At 62.4% G+C, this 16,187-nt stretch carries 15 protein-coding genes; 6 read left to right on the forward strand and 9 right to left on the reverse strand.

The annotated features are described in order from the left end of the window. Positions 1–62 precede the first annotated feature (62 nt). Positions 63–1,742, forward strand: a complete 1,680-nt coding sequence (locus AB0H22_RS07370) for a DUF3556 domain-containing protein (RefSeq protein ID WP_358145738.1) — start codon at positions 63–65, stop codon at positions 1,740–1,742. Positions 1,743–1,775: 33 nt separating this feature from the next. Beyond that, a complete protein-coding gene (locus AB0H22_RS07375) occupies positions 1,776–2,741 on the forward strand; it encodes a sigma-70 family RNA polymerase sigma factor (RefSeq protein WP_180749317.1) in 966 nt (321 codons plus the stop codon). Here the strand turns inward: AB0H22_RS07375 and AB0H22_RS07380 are convergent, their stop codons facing one another. The 6 genes from AB0H22_RS07380 to AB0H22_RS07405 form a co-directional block, all read right to left on the reverse strand. Beyond that, positions 2,742–4,226 carry a M1 family metallopeptidase gene (locus tag AB0H22_RS07380; RefSeq protein ID WP_358145740.1) on the reverse strand — a complete coding sequence of 495 codons (1,485 nt, stop codon included), beginning with the start codon at positions 4,224–4,226 and terminating at the stop codon, positions 2,742–2,744. Between the two features lie 72 nt (positions 4,227–4,298). Continuing rightward, entirely contained in the window at positions 4,299–4,700 is a 402-nt protein-coding gene (locus AB0H22_RS07385) for a glyoxalase (protein WP_358145742.1), read from the reverse strand. 70 nt (positions 4,701–4,770) lie between these two features. Beyond that, a complete protein-coding gene (locus tag AB0H22_RS07390) occupies positions 4,771–5,466 on the reverse strand; it encodes a DUF3137 domain-containing protein (protein ID WP_358145744.1) in 696 nt (231 codons plus the stop codon). Beyond that, the gene (locus AB0H22_RS07395; protein WP_180749321.1) at positions 5,467–6,081 is read right to left on the reverse strand and encodes a LemA family protein; all 615 of its coding nucleotides are present in this window, start codon (positions 6,079–6,081) and stop codon (positions 5,467–5,469) included. Further along, positions 6,078–6,749, reverse strand: a complete 672-nt coding sequence (locus AB0H22_RS07400; protein WP_180749322.1) for a hypothetical protein — start codon at positions 6,747–6,749, stop codon at positions 6,078–6,080. The genes AB0H22_RS07395 and AB0H22_RS07400 overlap by 4 nt, the downstream gene beginning before the upstream one ends. A gap of 121 nt (positions 6,750–6,870) precedes the next feature. Beyond that, entirely contained in the window at positions 6,871–7,554 is a 684-nt protein-coding gene (locus AB0H22_RS07405; RefSeq protein WP_180749323.1) for a DUF3137 domain-containing protein, read from the reverse strand. A 114-nt stretch (positions 7,555–7,668) separates the two neighbouring features. On the opposite strand from AB0H22_RS07405, the gene AB0H22_RS07410 reads away from it, so the two are divergent. The 4 genes from AB0H22_RS07410 to AB0H22_RS07425 all read left to right on the forward strand — a co-directional run bounded on the left by AB0H22_RS07410 (position 7,669) and on the right by AB0H22_RS07425 (position 12,611). After that, complete coding sequence (locus AB0H22_RS07410) at positions 7,669–9,237, forward strand: long-chain fatty acid--CoA ligase (protein WP_358145747.1); 1,569 nt, start codon at positions 7,669–7,671, stop codon at positions 9,235–9,237. Between the two features lie 198 nt (positions 9,238–9,435). Next, complete coding sequence (locus AB0H22_RS07415) at positions 9,436–10,560, forward strand: NDMA-dependent alcohol dehydrogenase (protein ID WP_180749325.1); 1,125 nt, start codon at positions 9,436–9,438, stop codon at positions 10,558–10,560. Between the two features lie 78 nt (positions 10,561–10,638). Beyond that, complete coding sequence (locus AB0H22_RS07420) at positions 10,639–11,385, forward strand: pirin-like bicupin family protein (protein WP_180749326.1); 747 nt, start codon at positions 10,639–10,641, stop codon at positions 11,383–11,385. 113 nt (positions 11,386–11,498) lie between these two features. Beyond that, positions 11,499–12,611, forward strand: a complete 1,113-nt coding sequence (locus tag AB0H22_RS07425; RefSeq protein WP_180749327.1) for a phosphodiester glycosidase family protein — start codon at positions 11,499–11,501, stop codon at positions 12,609–12,611. 5 nt (positions 12,612–12,616) lie between these two features. Here the strand turns inward: AB0H22_RS07425 and AB0H22_RS07430 are convergent, their stop codons facing one another. The 3 genes from AB0H22_RS07430 to AB0H22_RS07440 are packed head-to-tail and all read right to left on the reverse strand — an operon-like array spanning position 12,617 to position 16,187. Beyond that, entirely contained in the window at positions 12,617–13,870 is a 1,254-nt protein-coding gene (locus AB0H22_RS07430; RefSeq protein WP_358145750.1) for an MlaD family protein, read from the reverse strand. Next, positions 13,867–15,075, reverse strand: a complete 1,209-nt coding sequence (locus AB0H22_RS07435; RefSeq protein ID WP_180749329.1) for an MlaD family protein — start codon at positions 15,073–15,075, stop codon at positions 13,867–13,869. The genes AB0H22_RS07430 and AB0H22_RS07435 overlap by 4 nt, the downstream gene beginning before the upstream one ends. Further along, positions 15,072–16,187 (reverse strand): MCE family protein, encoded by a 1,116-nt coding sequence (locus AB0H22_RS07440; protein WP_358145752.1) that lies wholly within the window; start codon positions 16,185–16,187, stop codon positions 15,072–15,074. Before AB0H22_RS07440 ends, AB0H22_RS07435 begins: the two co-directional genes overlap by 4 nt.

The raw sequence follows: 16,187 nt of genomic DNA on the forward strand, positions 1-16,187 counted from the left end.
GCCAATCCCCTAATCGCTCCGCTCCTGCCCGCCGGACCTAGAACACGTTCTAGTGTGAGCGCATGGGATTCCTCAAGCCCACGCTGCCCGTCGTCGATATCGTCGAATGGAGCAAGGGCACCCGCGCCGAGAAGATCCGTCCGATGGCCCGACACTGGGCCGAGGTGGGCTTCGGGACACCGGTCGCCCTGCACCTGTTCTATGTGCTGAAAATCGGCCTGTACATCCTGGGCGGCTGGTTGTTCGCCATGGTGGCCACAGGCACCTCCGACTGGTCCGAACCCATCGTCTTCCAGAAGGTTGTGCTCTACACCATGCTGTTCGAGGTCGTCGGCCTCGGCTGCGGCTTCGGGCCGCTCAACAACAGGTTCTTCCCACCCCTGGGTTCGATCTTGTACTGGTTGCGCCCCAACACTATTCGGCTGCCACCTTGGCCCCGCGTCCCGCTCACCAAGGGCACCGCCAGGACCCCTGTCGATATCGCGCTCTATGCGACCCTTCTGGTGACGACGCTCTACGCACTGCTGTCCGGCCCCACGGAGACGGGGCTGCTACCCACCTGGCAGATCGCCACCATCCTCGGGCTGCTGGCCGTCGCCGGCCTGCGCGACAAGGTGATCTTCCTGGCCGCCCGCGGCGAGGTGTACGGGGCCCTTACCGTGACGTTCCTCTTCGCCGGGGCCGACATGATCGTCGCCGCCAAACTCATCTTCGTCGTCATCTGGATGGGGGCGGCGACGTCAAAGCTCAACCACCACTTTCCTTTTGTCATCTCAACGATGATGTCCAATAACCCGCTCATCCGCGCCAAGCGGCTCAAGCGGGCGTTCTTCGAGGACTTCCCGGACGACCTACGCCCAGGAACACTGTCTCGGCTCGTCGCACATCTGAGCACCGCCATCGAGATGCTGGTGCCCATCGCGCTGTTCTTCAGCCATGGCGGGTGGGTCACCACTATCGCGGCTATCGCCATGGTGTGCTTCCACCTGGGCATCCTCACCGCCATCCCGATGGGTGTGCCGTTGGAATGGAATGTGTTCATGATCTTCGGTGTGCTGTCGCTTTTCGTCGCGCATACGAACGTCGGCCTGCACAACATGGAGCACCCGGTGCCCGTGCTGCTCTTGTTCGCCGTGAGCGCCGGAGTTGTCGTTGCCGGAAACCTGTTGCCTCGCAAGATCTCCTTCCTGCCCGGCATGAGGTACTACGCGGGGAACTGGGACACCACACTGTGGTGCATCAAGCCGTCCGCCAGCGAGAAGATCGACAAGAACATCGTCGCGATCGCGAGCATGCCGCAGGCACAGATGGAGCGGTACTACGGCACCGAACAAGCGCCGCTGCTCATGTACATCGGCTACGCATTCCGCGCGATGAACACACATGGGCGCGCCATGTTCACCCTCGCGCACCGGGCCATGGCCGGGCAGAACGAAGATGAATACGTCATCACCGATGGCGAACGCATCTGCAGCACCGCTATCGGCTGGAACTTCGGCGACGGACACATGCACAACGAGCAGCTGATCGCCGCGATGCAGGAACGCTGCCAGTTCGAACCGGGCGAGGTGCGCATCGTGCTACTCGACGCCCAACCCATCCATCGACAGACTCAGCAATACCGGCTAGTGGACGCTGCCACCGGTGAGTTCGAAAGCGGCTACGTACGGGTCTCCGACATGGTGAACCGCCAACCTTGGGATGACGAGCTGCCCGTGCACATACACCCAGTAACAACCTGACATGTGTCGGTGGGGGCGACTATCCTCGCGCCCGTGACGGCACAAGCCATCGAGGATGAATTTCTTTCGCACACCGAACAATATCGGCGCGAGATACTGGCCCACTGCTATCGGATGACGGGGTCCATCCACGATGCCGAAGACCTGGTGCAGGAGACCTACCTGCGCGGCTGGAAGGCTTACGACCGCTTCGAGGGCAAGTCGTCGGTACGCACCTGGCTGTACCGGATCGCCACCAATACCTGTCTGACGGCGCTGGAGGGCAAGCAGCGTCGGCCGCTGCCGACCGGATTGGGAGCCCCCAGTGCCGACCCGCTCGACGATTTGGACGAGCGCACCGAGATCCCCTGGCTGGAGCCGCTGCCCGACGATGCCACCGACCCCGCCAGCATCGTGGGTTCACGGGAATCGGTGCGTTTGGCGTTTGTCGCAGCGTTGCAGCATCTGCCCGCCAAACAGCGCGCGGTGCTGGTGCTGCGTGAGGTGCTGCAGTGGAAGGCTCAGGAGGTCGCCGAGGCCATCGGCTCCACCACCGCCGCGGTGAACAGTCTGCTGCAACGCGCCCGCGCACAGCTGCAGGAGGTGTCACCGCAGGAGGAAACCCTGCTGGAGCCCGAGGATCCGATGCTGCGGGAGCAGCTACGGCAGTACATCAACGCGTTCGAGCGATACGACGTCGACGCCATAGCGAAAATGTTTACCACCGAAGCCATTTGGGAAATGCCACCGTTCACCGGTTGGTACCAGGGCGGGCAGAGCATCGCCACGCTCATCAAGGAGCAGTGCCCCGCCGAGCACGCCGGCGATATGCGTCTCGTCGAGACGTCCGCCAACGGTCAGCCTGCGATCGGCCTCTACATGCGTGAGGGCGACGGGGTGCACCGCCCCTTCCAGATGCACGTCCTGGACGTCACGCAGGACGGCGTGGCCCACGTGGTGTGCTTCTTCGATATCTCGCTGTTCGAGAAGTTCGGTCTGCCCTCAGAACTCACCGACTGACTACCGCTGTGCGAGGCTCCCCGGGAACAGGTACTGGTCAGCCGGGCGGGTCGTACTGTGGAACCAGGCGGTGAAGAAACCGGACAGATCCTTGCCGGTGACCTTCTGCACGTACGCCTCGAATTGCGGCCAGGTCGCGTTGCCCCACTTATGCGCAGTCGGCCAGGACCGCAAGATCTCCAGGAACGCCTTGTCCCCGATGGTGCGTCGCAGCGCATGGAGCGCTAACGGCCCCTTCCCGTACACACCCAGCGGATTGAAGACCTCTTCGGCGCTGCATTCGGCGCCACCCGGGCACATGTCGTAGAGCAGGTTTCCCCACACTTTGTCTTCGTCCCAGATCTTCTCGACGGTGTCGCGGTAGTGCTTGTCGATGGACTTGCCGTCCTTCTCCTCCGACCACATCCACGGCAGATAAGAAGCGAAGCACTCGTTGAGGCAGATATCGCGCCACTGTTCGACCGACACCACATCGCCGTACCACTCGTGGGTGTTCTCGTGCACCACCACCGAAAGCCGCTTGTCCTCCTCGACATCCCGGCTGAACGTGTAATACGGACGGGTCTGAGTTTCCAAGGCGCTGAACGCGATGTCCTCGCGGATCGGGTCGGCGAAGATACCGCCGGCGGCCACGTGGGGGTACTTGCCGAGTTTGGATTCCAGGAAGCTCAGCACCTCGGGCAGCCGCGCCTCGGCGCTCCCGGAACCCGCGTCGGGCGCAAACGCGCTCACCACGGGAGTTCCGCTGGGCAGGGTAGAGCGGAACACCGAGAAATGATCCACGGCGAAAGGAACCAGATACATGGCAACCGGGTTCGGCTCGTTCCAGGTGGTGGTCGTCCAGCCGTTCGACTCGCTGGCCTTGCCTTCCCGGCCGCCGCCCACCGCAACCCAGGAGGACGGAACCGTCGCCGTGAGTTTGAACGGGGCCTTGTTCACCGGGGTGTTGTTCGACGGGTACCAGCTCTCGGCACCATCGGGCTCACCGCCCTTGGCATACCCGCCACTGGTGCTGCGCACCCAACCGGGCAGCGCGCCCAACCCACGCTCCTGCGCCTCCTGCTGCTCGTTGAATGCGTAGGTGATCGTGGTGGTGAAGGAACTTCCGGCGCGGATGCCCTTGTCCGGGGTGACGGTCATTTCATGCTCACCGCCGAACTCGATGGTGGCCGCGCGTCCGTCCACGGTCGCCGTGACGGTGCCCAGATCCGAGAAGTCGAGATTGAAGCTCGACAGATTCTGGGTAGCAGCGGCGCGGATCACCATGGTGCCGTTCAGATCGGTGGTTTCCGGGTCGACGCGGAGAGTCAGGTCGTACTGGGTGACCCGATATCCGCCGTTGCCGTCCTGCGGGAAGTAGCTGTCTATCCCGTTGGGCGATCCGGGGGTGAAGGTATCGGTCGCATACGCGGGTGCCGCGGCGATACCACCGCCGACCACGAGCGCCGCCAAGGCGGCGGGAATCCCGATAATCCTGTGTGTCATGTGCGCCTTACGTAGAGCGGGTGTTGTCACCCTAGAGAGCGACTCTACGTAAGGCGTCACAGATCCTGCGCACTACTGCAGGTGCGCCGGATCCATCCAGTTGACACCCCACACATGGCCGTCGAGATCGCGGAACGACCGTCCGTACATAAACCCGAGCTCCTCCGCCGGCATCCAATCCACCCCGCCGGCGGCCAACGCCGCGTCTGCCAGTTCGTCGACACCCTCCCGACTGTCAGCCGAAACACACAGCAGCACTTCACGATTCTTCGACGTATCGGCGATATCGTCGGCAATGAATCCGCGGAACCTGCCCTCCTCCAGCATCATCACCCAGGTCTGATCGTTGATCACCATGCAGAGGGTGTTCTCGTCACAGAACTGATCGTTGAAGGAGAAGCCCAAGTGATCGAAGAACTTGCGGGTTGCGGCGGCATTGGCGACGGGGATGTTGACGAACAGCATGCGGGACATCGAGTCTCCTAGCGACTGGGCGGCGGTATTTCCACCGTTCACCAGTACCGACAATCCGCGCCGCCGAAACTCATCGCCGGTCCCAGGTGTACCCCGGCACCTCACGGAGAATGTCGATCAGATACCGAGCATGTGGCTCCACCCATTCCGGCTTGAGCGCCTCCCACCGCCAGGTGAACAGGTTGGAGTTCTCGAACCGCATCGGCAGCTGGAACCGTCGATCGGTAAGCATGCGGTGCATCGCGCTGGGGCTCAGTACGTCATAGGCGAAGCGGGCGTTGTTGGTGCGGACGTGAAAACGCCGATTGAAGTCCTCCGATTCCAGCTTGAGGTCTCCGAGCCCCATCGTGTCCCTCAGACCCGACAGCACGCCTTCCGGTGTGACCAGCAGCATGTTCGCCGACGGCGGGGTCCGTACGCAGGTCACCATGGTGGAGTGGGTCGCCTCGGTGTTGTCCGATGAGTTGCCCGTGCGATAGATGTAGGTGAACGACACGAACGGCACCTCGTCGAGCACTCCCCGGATCACGTCGGTCGCAGATCGACTGTGTCCCACACCAAATGGTGCGCACACGGAGAGCCGCACCAGACCGGGTTCCGACTCAACGAAACTCCAGCCGCGACCGGATGCGAAGGACCACAGCCAGGCCGAGCGCCGTTGGCGGTTCCGCTGAGCTGTCTTGAACATCCACACGCCCAGCATCGCCAGTCCGCCGAAACAGACGCCGACCGCGCCGATGCTCAGCAGGCCCAGCAGCACGCTCATCTACTGCTGCGGAGGCGGATTCAGCCGGTCGAAGGCTCCCCGGATATTGGGCACCTTCCGTGCCTCTGGGTCCTCGAGCTCGAAGTACTCGGCTGCGGTGAAACCGAACCATCCCGCGACAAAGTTAGACGGCACCGTTTGCACCTTGGTATTCAGTGCGCGCACATTGCCGTTATAGAAACGCCGTCCTGCGGCGATACGGTCTTCTGTGTTGGCCAGCTCGGTCTGCAGCCCGACGAAGTTCTGAACCGACTGCAGTTGTGGGTAGCTCTCTGCGATAGCGAAGAACTTCCCCAATGCCCCGGAAAGCTGCTGCTCGGCCTGCGCCTGGGCAGCGACGCCCTGATGCGTCGCGGAGACTTCGCGAGCGAGGTTGCGCGCCGCCGTCACCTGTTGCAGTGTGTCACGTTCGAACTGTGCTGCAGCGCTGGCTGTTTCGACGAGATTAGGGATGAGGTCATGCCGCCGTTGTAGCTCGACGTCAATCTGCTTCCACGCCTCCTGCACCAGATTGCGGATCCTGACGAAGCCGTTGTACGTCGTCAAGAGCCATAGTCCGATTATCAGGGCCACAACCGCCACGACGATGATGATCACTATCAGCACTGCGCTCATTCTTTCTCCTCATGTTGTTGCCAGGCGTACGTGGGGACCGGTTCGAGGGTGTCGATCAGATACTGAACAGCACCTGGGATGCGCCGCGCATCAAGTTCGCCGTACTGCCAGGTCATCAGCTTGGAGTGCTCAAACCGCAGCGGCCACGCGGATCGCGGGTCGGCCAGCATCCGCTGCATGGTCAGCGGATTCAGCACATCGTAAGCGAATCGTTCCGGCTCGCATTCGATACGGAAGCGCTGGTTGAATTCGACGGATTCAAGATGAAAGTCATTGGCACCCAGTGCATCCAAAAGTGTTTTGCCAGACGTAATCTCCAGCCGATAGTCAGATGCCGGCGTCGCGATGTACGTAACCATGTAGTCGTACGTTGTCGTCATGTCGAATGTGCCGGTGTCCCGGCTTATTTCGTAGGCGTACCCGAACGACACGAAATCGCAAGCGCCGATCTTGCCGCGGTACACGCCCTTGACCCTGCGGTTATCTCCCAGGCCGAAGGGGGGGCTGGAGGAGAGTTTTGCCAAAAGCGGATCGGATGTGTTGCCGTAGTTCCAGCCTTGAGCTGCTGCGAACTGTGCAAGTTCCTCAGCGAGTTTCTTATCGGCAATACGCCGCCGGTACCTGTAAACCGACAATCCCACGACCGCCACCACGGCGACACCGGCCACTACGAGCACAGTGGCTATGGCGCTGCTATTGAACATATGACCCCCGACTTGCCACCCGACGCACCCAACCGCCGGTTTAGCAAAACAATACCAGTCGGCTGCCGGCCCGTTTGTGGCGTTCCTACCGCTGTTCCCAGGCGTACGTGGGGACCGGTTCGAGGGTGTCGATCAGATACTTCACGTCGCCGGAGATCTTCAACTCATCTAGCCTCCCCGTCCGCCACGTCAACAGCCGACCGTTCTCGAATCGCAATGGCTGCGAATACCTTTGGTCGGCAAGCATCCGTTCCATGGTGCGCGGATTGAGCACGTCGTACGCAAACCGCTCTGGGCTGGCCTTGATCTTGAATTTCTTGTTGAACTCGTCGGACTCGAGCTCCAGATCGGAAAACCCCAGGGCACCAAAGAATCCGGAGAGCATGCCTTCGGGACCGATCTCCAGGCGGTAGGACGATGGCGGTGTAACAATGCACGTCACCATGAACTCATACGTCGTGGTCGTCCGATCGTCGCCGGAGCCGCTCGTCTCCTGGTACGAGTATTGGAAAGACGCGAACTCGTGCCCATCGATGGTGCCATTGAATGCGTCCTGAGCAGTGCGGCGATCACCCCGACCAAACGGCGCGCCATCGGATAGTCCCAACAGACTCGAGTCATCGGCTGCGTACATCCAGCCGTGAGCCTCAGCGTACGACTCAAGCCTCGCGATCCGCTTCTTGCGCATTCGGTCGGAGATGAAGTAGATCGCCGCGAACACCAACGCGATGACGACGATCCCCACCACTACCGGCAGACCCTGAGACATCGACTCCCCCTCACCCTCAGTTGCCCGTGCACATATCGTACCGGGACAACGCATATTGCCCGTTAGCTCGACGAATCCCGCCCCGGAAGGGTGGCACGACGGCAGGATCGGGGTATGCACATAACCCAGTGGCTGCATCGCGCACTGCAGCAGGACCCACACCGTCCCATCACGATTCACCGGGGCCGGGAACGCACTGTGGAACAGTTCGCCGATCGTGTCGGCCGGTTGGCCTCGACGCTTCGAGATATGGGTGTTCAGCCGGGTGACCGAGTGGGCATGCTGTCACTTAACTCCGACCGCTACGTCGAATACCTCACCGCCGTGCCGTGGTTGGGTGCCGCACTGAATGCCGTCAACATCCGCTGGAGCCTCGCCGAGATCGGCTACTCACTACGGGAGTCCGACACCCGCGTGCTGCTCGTAGACGATGCGTTCAAGGCCGCCGCCGCACCGTTGCGTGCCGCATGTCCATGCCTGGTCACCGTCATTTACTGCGGTGACGGACCGACACCCGAGGACATGATCGGATACGAAGACCTCCTCGACGCACACGATCCCGTCGAGGACACGCGCACCGGAGGCGACAGCCTGCTGGGCGTCTTCTACACCGGGGGCACCACCGGAAACCCCAAGGGCGTCATGCTCTCTCACAACAATGTGCTCGCTTCGGCGATGGGGTCGCTTTCCACCGGAAACTTCGTGACCCGCGGCGGCCGGCTGCTGCACTCGGCACCGATGTTCCACATGGCCGACTTCACGTCGGTGCTTGCGGGGAACCTATCGAATGTCACGCACGTGATCCTCCCGTCGTTCACCCCGCAGGGGGTGCTGGACGCGATCGTCGAACACGATGTGGAGGACATGCTGTTGGTGCCCACCATGATTCAGATGCTGGTCGATCATCCGGGAGCCGCTCGGCTCGACCTCTCCGGCATCCACAACATCACCTACGGCGCCTCCGTCATCTCCGAGGCCGTATTGCAACGCGCCCAACGCGTCTTCCCCAACGCGCGATTCACCCAGGCCTACGGCATGACCGAGGTGTCTCCCGTTGCGACGCTGCTGCTTCCCGAAGACCACGACGACCCAGCGCTGCTGCGTTCGGCGGGACGCGCTGCCCCGCACTGCGAGGTGATGATCGTCGACTCCAGCAGCGACACCGACAAGGAACTGCCTCGCGGCGAGATCGGCGAGGTGATTGTCAGGGGAGACAACGTCATGCTGGGCTATTGGGAGCTCCCCGAAGAATCGGCGGCCGCCATCCGGAACGGGTGGATGCACACCGGCGACGCCGGGCGGATGGATAACCGCGGCTATGTCTACATCGTCGATCGCATCAAGGACATGGTGGTGACCGGCGGCGAGAACGTCTACTCGGCCGAGGTGGAGAACGCCCTGGCCAAACATCCGGCGGTCGCGGCCTGCGCGGTGATCGGCATCCCCGACGAGCGGTGGGGTGAACGCGTACACGCAGTCGTCGTCAGACAGGCGGAATCCGAGTGCGGCGGCAAAGATCTATCAGAGGACTTGACGGAACACTGCCGCGAGCACATCGCCAACTACAAGGTGCCGCGCAGCTTCGAATTCGTCGACGAGCTCCCACTGTCCGGAGCCGGGAAGATCCTCAAGCGCATGCTCCGCCAGAAGTACTGGGACACCCACGACGCAGGTGTCTCCTAACCCCTGAGCTCTTCTTGCACAAGACCTCATAACCGTGCATAGGTAGTCGTCAGGGCCACTGTTGGGTCGCTGACCACGTCCTTTTAGAACGCGTTTCACTTTTCACGCAAAGCCGCTATCCTCGTCCGGGGGAGTGACCTGCTTCACTCGGGCACCACATAGGCAAGACGGCACGGCAAGACAAGGAAGACACAGTCAATGAAGACAAAAGGCGCGCTGATCCGCGAGCTCAACAAGCCGATCGTTGTCGAGGAGATCACGCTCGGCGACCCGGCCGAGGGCGAGGTCCAGGTCCAGCTGCATGCCGCGGGCATGTGCCACTCCGATTACCACGTGCTGACCGGTGCCACCCCGATGGAGCTGCCGGTACTGCCCGGTCACGAGGGTGCCGGCATCGTCACCAAGGTCGGCAAGGGCGTTACCAGCGTGGAAGAGGGCGACCACGTCATCTTCGCGTTCATCCCCGCCTGCGGTAAGTGTCCGCCATGTATGCGCGGCTACCGCTCGCTCTGCGACCGCGGCGCGATCCTGTTGGGCGGCAAGGCGATAGCCGATGGCACCAATCGCATCCACGCGGGCAACACACCCGTCTCCGCGATGAACCTGCTCGGTACCTTCTCCCCCTACGCCGTGGTGCACGAGGACTCCGTGGTGAAGATCGACTCGGCAGTACCGTTCGAGGCGGCCGCCCTGCTCGGTTGCGCCGTGCCCACGGGCTTCGGCTCTGCCACCAACATCGCCGAGGTCAAGCCCGGCGAGGACGTCATCATCGTGGGTGTCGGCGGTATCGGTATGAGCGCGCTGCAGGGCGCAGTGGTCTCCGGAGCCCGCTACGTCATCGCCATCGACCCGGTGCCGTGGAAGCGTGAACAGGCCCTCAAGTTCGGCGCCACCCACGCCTACGCCTCGATGGCCGAGGCCATCATGCCGGTCATGGACGTGACCTGGGGAATCATGGCGCAGAAGACCATCATCACGGTCGGCGAGATGAAGGGCGAATACATCGAAGAGGCCATGATCCTCACCGCCAAGACCGGTACCTGTGTGGTTACCGGCATGGGCGCCATGGTTGACGTCGACGTGAAGTTCAACCTGTTCCTCTTCACCATGTTGCAGAAGACCTTGAAGGGCAACATCTTTGGTGGCGGCACCACGCACACCGAGACCCCGCGGCTGGTCGGCCTGTACAAGCAGGGCCTGCTGAAGATCGACGAGATGGTCACCAGCACCTACAGCCTGGAGCAGATCAACGACGGCTACCAGGACATGCTGGACGGCAAGAACATCCGCGGCGTCATCAAGTACACCGAAGCCGACTGGTAAGCCCCTCCACTTCCTTCGCGAGCATGCGCAATTTCGCCGGATTTCGGCGCGTTTGCGCATGCTCGGCATACTGGGGGCATGGGTATCGACGTCCGACGCGCGAGTGATCGGCTCGCTACCAAGATCTCCTGGCTGGACTCCAAGCATTCCTTCTCGTTCGGCGAGCATTACGACCCGCACAACACCCACCACGGGCTGTTGTTGGTCAACAACGACGACATCGTCCTGCCCGGCGCCGGCTTCGAAACGCATCCGCATCGCGATATGGAGATCGTCACCTGGGTGCTGCAGGGCTCGCTGGTGCATCAGGACTCCGAGGGCAACTCGGGCGTGATCTATCCCGGTCTGGCCCAACGGATGTCGTCCGGTACAGGAATCCTGCACTCGGAAAAGAACGACTCCTGGCGGCTGTCAGGCGAGCGTCACTCGGATCCGGTGCGGTTCATCCAGATGTGGGTCACACCCGACGAATCGGGAGTCGATCCCGGATACCAGCAGCTGGAGATCGATGACCAGCTGCTGCGCGGCGGGCTGGTGACCGTGGCGTCCGGAATGCCGCGGCACCGGGATCAGACGGCGATCACCATTGCCCAGAGGAACGCGGCACTGCACGCTGCGCGCATTCCTGCCGGTGCCAGCGTGGAGCTTCCGACGGCGCTGTTCGTACATCTCTTTGTCGCGCGCGGCGCCGTGACCCTCGAGACAGCCGGAGAGCTCGCCGAGGGAGATGCCGTGCGGCTCACCGACACCGGCGCTGTGCGTGTCACCGCGACGATCGACGCGGAGATCCTCGTGTGGGAGATGCACGCCCGCTTAGGCGGCTAGCGAGCCGTCGCAACTCTGCCGATGTCCGATCGATCCCCACTTGTTACCAAAGTTGACTGTGTTGCTGCTGTGATTATCGTTAACTATTCAAGATCACCACAGGAGGGACCGCCGTGGGCATTTCACGTTTTTCGCGTCTTCGGCGACACTCTCGCGGACGTCGCCTGATAAGCATCACGTTCGGCATGCTCCTGGTAGCGGCACTGCCCATTCCGACCACGCACAACACCGCGCGAGCCGAGGCCGCCCACGATGCGGTGTTGGCTGCCATCGCCAACACCAAGGGCACCTTCCTGGTCTACAACTTCGGGGGCGGCAACCCAGCGCCGTTCCGCAGCGCCGCCGGTAACGAATACACGCTAGATAACGGCGGCCACCTCATGGTCATCAAGAGCGCATCATCGCGGCTGCGCGCAAACCTCTTGGTGGATAACCACTCCGGATACCAGTCCCGGTGTGAACGCGACGCACGCGCACGTACTGCTGAGGGTCTGTGGCAGGCGTCCGAGACGTACAAGCCGATGGCGGCCTGGATGACCATGGGTAAGCCCACCTTCATCATCAACGCCAACTTCTTCGACGTCCGTGGTCAAAAGGGCGGCAACTGGAAGAGCACCGGGTGTAGTTCACCACTCGGTGCCTACGTCGATACCGCCAACGGCAGCGCCGACTTCAACAAGCAAATCACCGGGACCCGGGTCTACGCCGGAAAGCAGGCACTCTCGGGCGGTGACGAAATCTGGACCGCATTGGCCACCATGGTCTTTTCTCCCGGCTCACCCCCTGAGGTCATCGCCTCGGCCGGGCCGAAGGACTACGGGTACGCCACCGGACCGCTAGAAGGCCTGATGGACAAGGGAGTTCAGTTCGTCGCGGTCAGCGGGCTCAAGTTGTTGCTTCCAGGATTCACCGAACAGCTGAACGATCCCGGCCCCGCCGCCGCCCGCACCGCGGTCGGATACAAGTCCGCGACCGATGAGCTCATGGTCTTCCAGGGCGGAAGTTACACACCCGATAACCTCCAGGACCTTTACCGCGGGCTGGGTGTCGACAAGGCCATCGCACTCGACGGTGGCGGCTCCTCAGCCATCGTGCTGCGCCGGGACGCCGGCGGCATGTGGGCGGGATACGGCTCCCCCAAGGGTAATTGCGATAGCACCTACACCCTGTGCGATGCCGCGGGAGGCGTCGGTCGGGCACTGCCCAGCTGGCTGGGATTCAGCTAGACCCGCTATTTCGGAGGCGCAATCGGAAGGGTCGGGCCGCCATATGGTGTGGGAATGGTGAAGCGGCCCTTAGGAGTCGGATCGGCCAACTTGCCGAGGTCGGCACCCTTCGGTGGGCCGGCGGTATCGTCATCAGCCGGCCGCGGGGCATTCTTCGCACCGCGCACCAGCACCGCTGGGTCGTCATCTCGGCAGTAGCCCGCATACAAGAACGGCTCCGGGTAATCGGCGGCCGACACCGCGGTACGCGGATATCCGTAGTCACAGGTGTAGCGGGGATATATATCGGCGGTGGCCCACACGCCGTGATCGTAAAAGGTGTTGCCCACCGCCTCGATCACCGATCCGCGATACGCGGGGAAGAGCGCATTGAGCGCCGGCACGCGCACATAGGACAACTGTGCCACCGTGGTGAGGTTCCCCAGCAGCTGCGCCATGGTGTCGGAGTTGTCGGCGAACACAGCGTCGGTAGTGGCCAACGGCCCGGGAACCCTATCGATCAGCGTGCGGAATCCGCCGTCCATGCGGGCCACGCCGTTCAGGGACCTGTTCAGACCCGGGGTGGTGGTGGCGAGACCCTTGTTCATCTCTGCGATAGAGGACAACGTCACCCGGCTGTGCTTCAGGGTGCTGACCGTCTCCGGCAATACGGAATCGAGTGTGGACAAGAGGAACACGCCGCCGTCGATGATGTCCGTCATCTTGCGCGGCGCCTCGCGCGAGAGATGGAGTTCCCGTTTGATGGTTTCCAATTTCGCTGTATCCACCTGAGCGAGCGTGCCATCGGCGTTGGCGAGCATTTTGGAAAGTGACACGGGAACCGTCGCCTGACCCCGGGCAATCACACTGCCATTACCCAGGTAAGGGCCGGTGGTCGTCACCGGCGCGAAGTCGACATACTGCTCCCCTCCAGCTGAGAGCCCGGACACCCGCACCGGAGATCCCACCGGAATCTTCACCGCGGATTCGATGTGCATCACTGCAACCGGCCCGCGGGGCGATGGAGTCACCGTGTCCACCCGGCCAATCCGTAAACCACGCAGTGCCACATCCTGGTTGGGAATCAACCCACCGGATTCGGGTAGCTCAAGCGACACCTCGTAGGTCGACGTGAATGTCCTGGCTCGCAGCGCACCCACCATGAGGTACCCGCACGCCACCAGCAAGGTCGCGGCGAGCGCGAAAAAGGACAACCACATGCGTTTCCGGTGCGCTGCTCGCACCGTACCCACAACCGCGTTCGCCAGTGAATTGATCATCGCGGCGGCCCCGGTTGGACGGGAGCCGCACCCGGTATCGGCTCAATCACACCCGGCTCGGTTGGGCTGGGGCGCACCGGAATTGTGGAAACATCCGGCCCCTGCCCTACGACACGTTCCTGCAGGCGCCACAGGGTGTACTTGAAGGAGCCGACGAGTTTGGCCCAGTCATATCGCTTGGGCCCGTGCAGGCCCGGGTCGCCCTTGAAGCCGATATCAGGGATAGAGCCAAGTACAAGCTTGTCGATCGAAACCCGAGCGGCGAACGCCGAACCGGCCATGATCTTGACGATCGGGGGCATCAGCTGATTGAGCGCGGCAAGACTCGTGTCGGGACTCACCGAAATGTCGTTGAACGAGCGCGACAGCGTGTTCATATCGGCGATGACGCTACGGCCGCTGGTGTCGGTACCCGCGATCGAGGGGAACTTGGAGAGCTGCTTGGTCACCGCACCCACCTGATCGGCCAGATCGGCGATATGAGTTGCATTGGCAGACAGGGTGTCCGTGGCTGGCGCTGCAGCGACCAACAGCTCCGAGAGCGCCTCGTGCCGCGTATTCATCTCAGCGGCAAGCTGTGCGGTGTCCCGCAGCGCGGAATCCAGCTGACCGGAACGCGCATTGAGCGTGCCCAGCAGCCGATTCGACTTTCCGATCAGATCTCCGAACGCCTCACCGTTGGGCCCAGTCGCTCGGCCGAGACCATTGACCGTGCCGGTGAGGTTACGTACCGCACCGCCGTTGACAATGATCGCCGCCGAACTCAGCACCGCCTCTACCGTCGCGGCGGCGGTGGTCGATTCGAGACCAAAGGTGTCTCCATCACGCAAGAGCGGTGCGTCGGGATTGGCCGGCCGCGGCGGCTTCAGCGCGACGAAGACGTCACCCAGCGGGGTCGCGGTGCGCAGCTCCACCGTGGTCCCCTTCGGAATCTCCACATCCGAACGGATCCGCATCGTCACCACGGCGGTGTAGTTGGTGGTGCTCATGGAGTCGACTTCGCCGATATCGGCGCCACCCAATTTCACCTTGGCGCGGGACGGCAGGTTCAAGATGTTGGTGAACAGTGCCGTCAGGCCATAGGAACCACCTGACATCCCCGGCGCCGGAAGCGGAAGGCTGGCAAGGCCGTTGGTGCTGCAGCCGCTCGTCAGCAGCACGGCGACGGCCACCGCGGACCCTACGAATCTCCGTATCTCGATCATTTCTGCCCCATCGCCGCGAGACCGTCGAGCACATACGTCAATCCGAAATCGGGCCCGTAGTCCTGCAAGGTGCCTGTGCTGCATCCCAGTTGGCGCAGACCCATGAGATTGCAGATCTCCTTGGCGGCCTGAGTGTCGAACAACAACCTGTCCACCGGCACATGGGCACGCACCACGTTGTTGATCGGGTCGATGATGTTGTAGACGTTATCCGCCATCAGCGGAAGCAGATCGAACCCTTCCGATAACTCTCGCCGGTTGTCGTATACCGCCTGGGCAATCTGGTTGGAATTGCCCACCGAATCCTTGATGGCATCGCGGTTCTGTTCCAGGAGCGAACCTGCCTGCAGCAGAATGCTATTCAGCTGCTTTCCGGTAGTTCCGGAACCCAGCTGCTCGTCGTCGAGCACCTGGGACAGCTGCCGCACCTGGGAGGAGAAGTCCCGGATGTTCTGGTCGTTACGTGCCGAGGCATCGAAGAGCGAACTGAGGCGGGTGATGATCTTAGTCAGCTGATCACGAGTCATCGCACCGCCGTCAGCACTCAGACGAAGCGCCTTGGACAACTCGTCCAGAGATGCCCTCATCAACTCACCGTTTCCGGACAGCGCATTGGCGCTGTTGTTCACGACATCGGCCAGCGGCCCGCCGCCCTTGCCGTCGCCCTTCATCGCCTTCGAGAGCCTGTCGATCATGGCCAGCACTCTGTCGAACTCCACGGGCGTCTTCGTGCGGTCCAATCCGATAACGTCCCCGTTCTTGAGCGTCGGTCCACCGCGATACACCGGTGTCAGTTCGATGTGACGGTCGGTGAGAATCGAGGTGGACACCGTGACGGCTTTGGCGTCGGCAGGCACCTTGACCTTCGAATCGACCGTGAACTCAACCTCCATATAGGTGCCACGCGAGGTGATCTTCGTGACCTTGCCAATCGGCATGCCCAGCACGGATACCTTGTTGTCAGGGTAGAGGCCGGAGACCGATTCGAATTGCGCAGTGATGGTGAGCCTCTCGTGACGCTCGCGCAGATAGGTCCAGCCAACCACGCCAATCGTGACGGCCACCACCGCCGCCAACGCTCCCGCGATCCAGAAGATCCGGTGTTTCGTCAT

Source organism: Mycobacterium sp. NPDC050853 (assembly GCF_040653875.1).
In the GTDB taxonomy this organism is placed as follows: Bacteria; Actinomycetota; Actinomycetes; order Mycobacteriales; family Mycobacteriaceae; genus Mycobacterium.

Excerpts from the sequence above, each read along its gene's own strand:
- AB0H22_RS07370 (WP_358145738.1), top strand. The coding sequence starts at position 63 with ATGGGATTCCTCAAGCCCACGCTGCCCGTCGTCGATATCGTCGAATGG.
- AB0H22_RS07380 (WP_358145740.1), bottom strand. The coding sequence starts at position 4,226 with ATGACACACAGGATTATCGGGATTCCCGCCGCCTTGGCGGCGCTCGTG.
- AB0H22_RS07385 (WP_358145742.1), bottom strand. The coding sequence starts at position 4,700 with ATGTCCCGCATGCTGTTCGTCAACATCCCCGTCGCCAATGCCGCCGCA.
- AB0H22_RS07390 (WP_358145744.1), bottom strand. The coding sequence starts at position 5,466 with ATGAGCGTGCTGCTGGGCCTGCTGAGCATCGGCGCGGTCGGCGTCTGT.
- AB0H22_RS07395 (WP_180749321.1), bottom strand. The coding sequence starts at position 6,081 with ATGAGCGCAGTGCTGATAGTGATCATCATCGTCGTGGCGGTTGTGGCC.
- AB0H22_RS07405 (WP_180749323.1), bottom strand. The coding sequence starts at position 7,554 with ATGTCTCAGGGTCTGCCGGTAGTGGTGGGGATCGTCGTCATCGCGTTG.
- AB0H22_RS07410 (WP_358145747.1), top strand. The coding sequence starts at position 7,669 with ATGCACATAACCCAGTGGCTGCATCGCGCACTGCAGCAGGACCCACAC.
- AB0H22_RS07415 (WP_180749325.1), top strand. The coding sequence starts at position 9,436 with ATGAAGACAAAAGGCGCGCTGATCCGCGAGCTCAACAAGCCGATCGTT.
- AB0H22_RS07420 (WP_180749326.1), top strand. The coding sequence starts at position 10,639 with ATGGGTATCGACGTCCGACGCGCGAGTGATCGGCTCGCTACCAAGATC.
- AB0H22_RS07430 (WP_358145750.1), bottom strand. The coding sequence starts at position 13,870 with ATGATCAATTCACTGGCGAACGCGGTTGTGGGTACGGTGCGAGCAGCG.
- AB0H22_RS07435 (WP_180749329.1), bottom strand. The coding sequence starts at position 15,075 with ATGATCGAGATACGGAGATTCGTAGGGTCCGCGGTGGCCGTCGCCGTG.
- AB0H22_RS07440 (WP_358145752.1), bottom strand. The coding sequence starts at position 16,187 with ATGACGAAACACCGGATCTTCTGGATCGCGGGAGCGTTGGCGGCGGTG.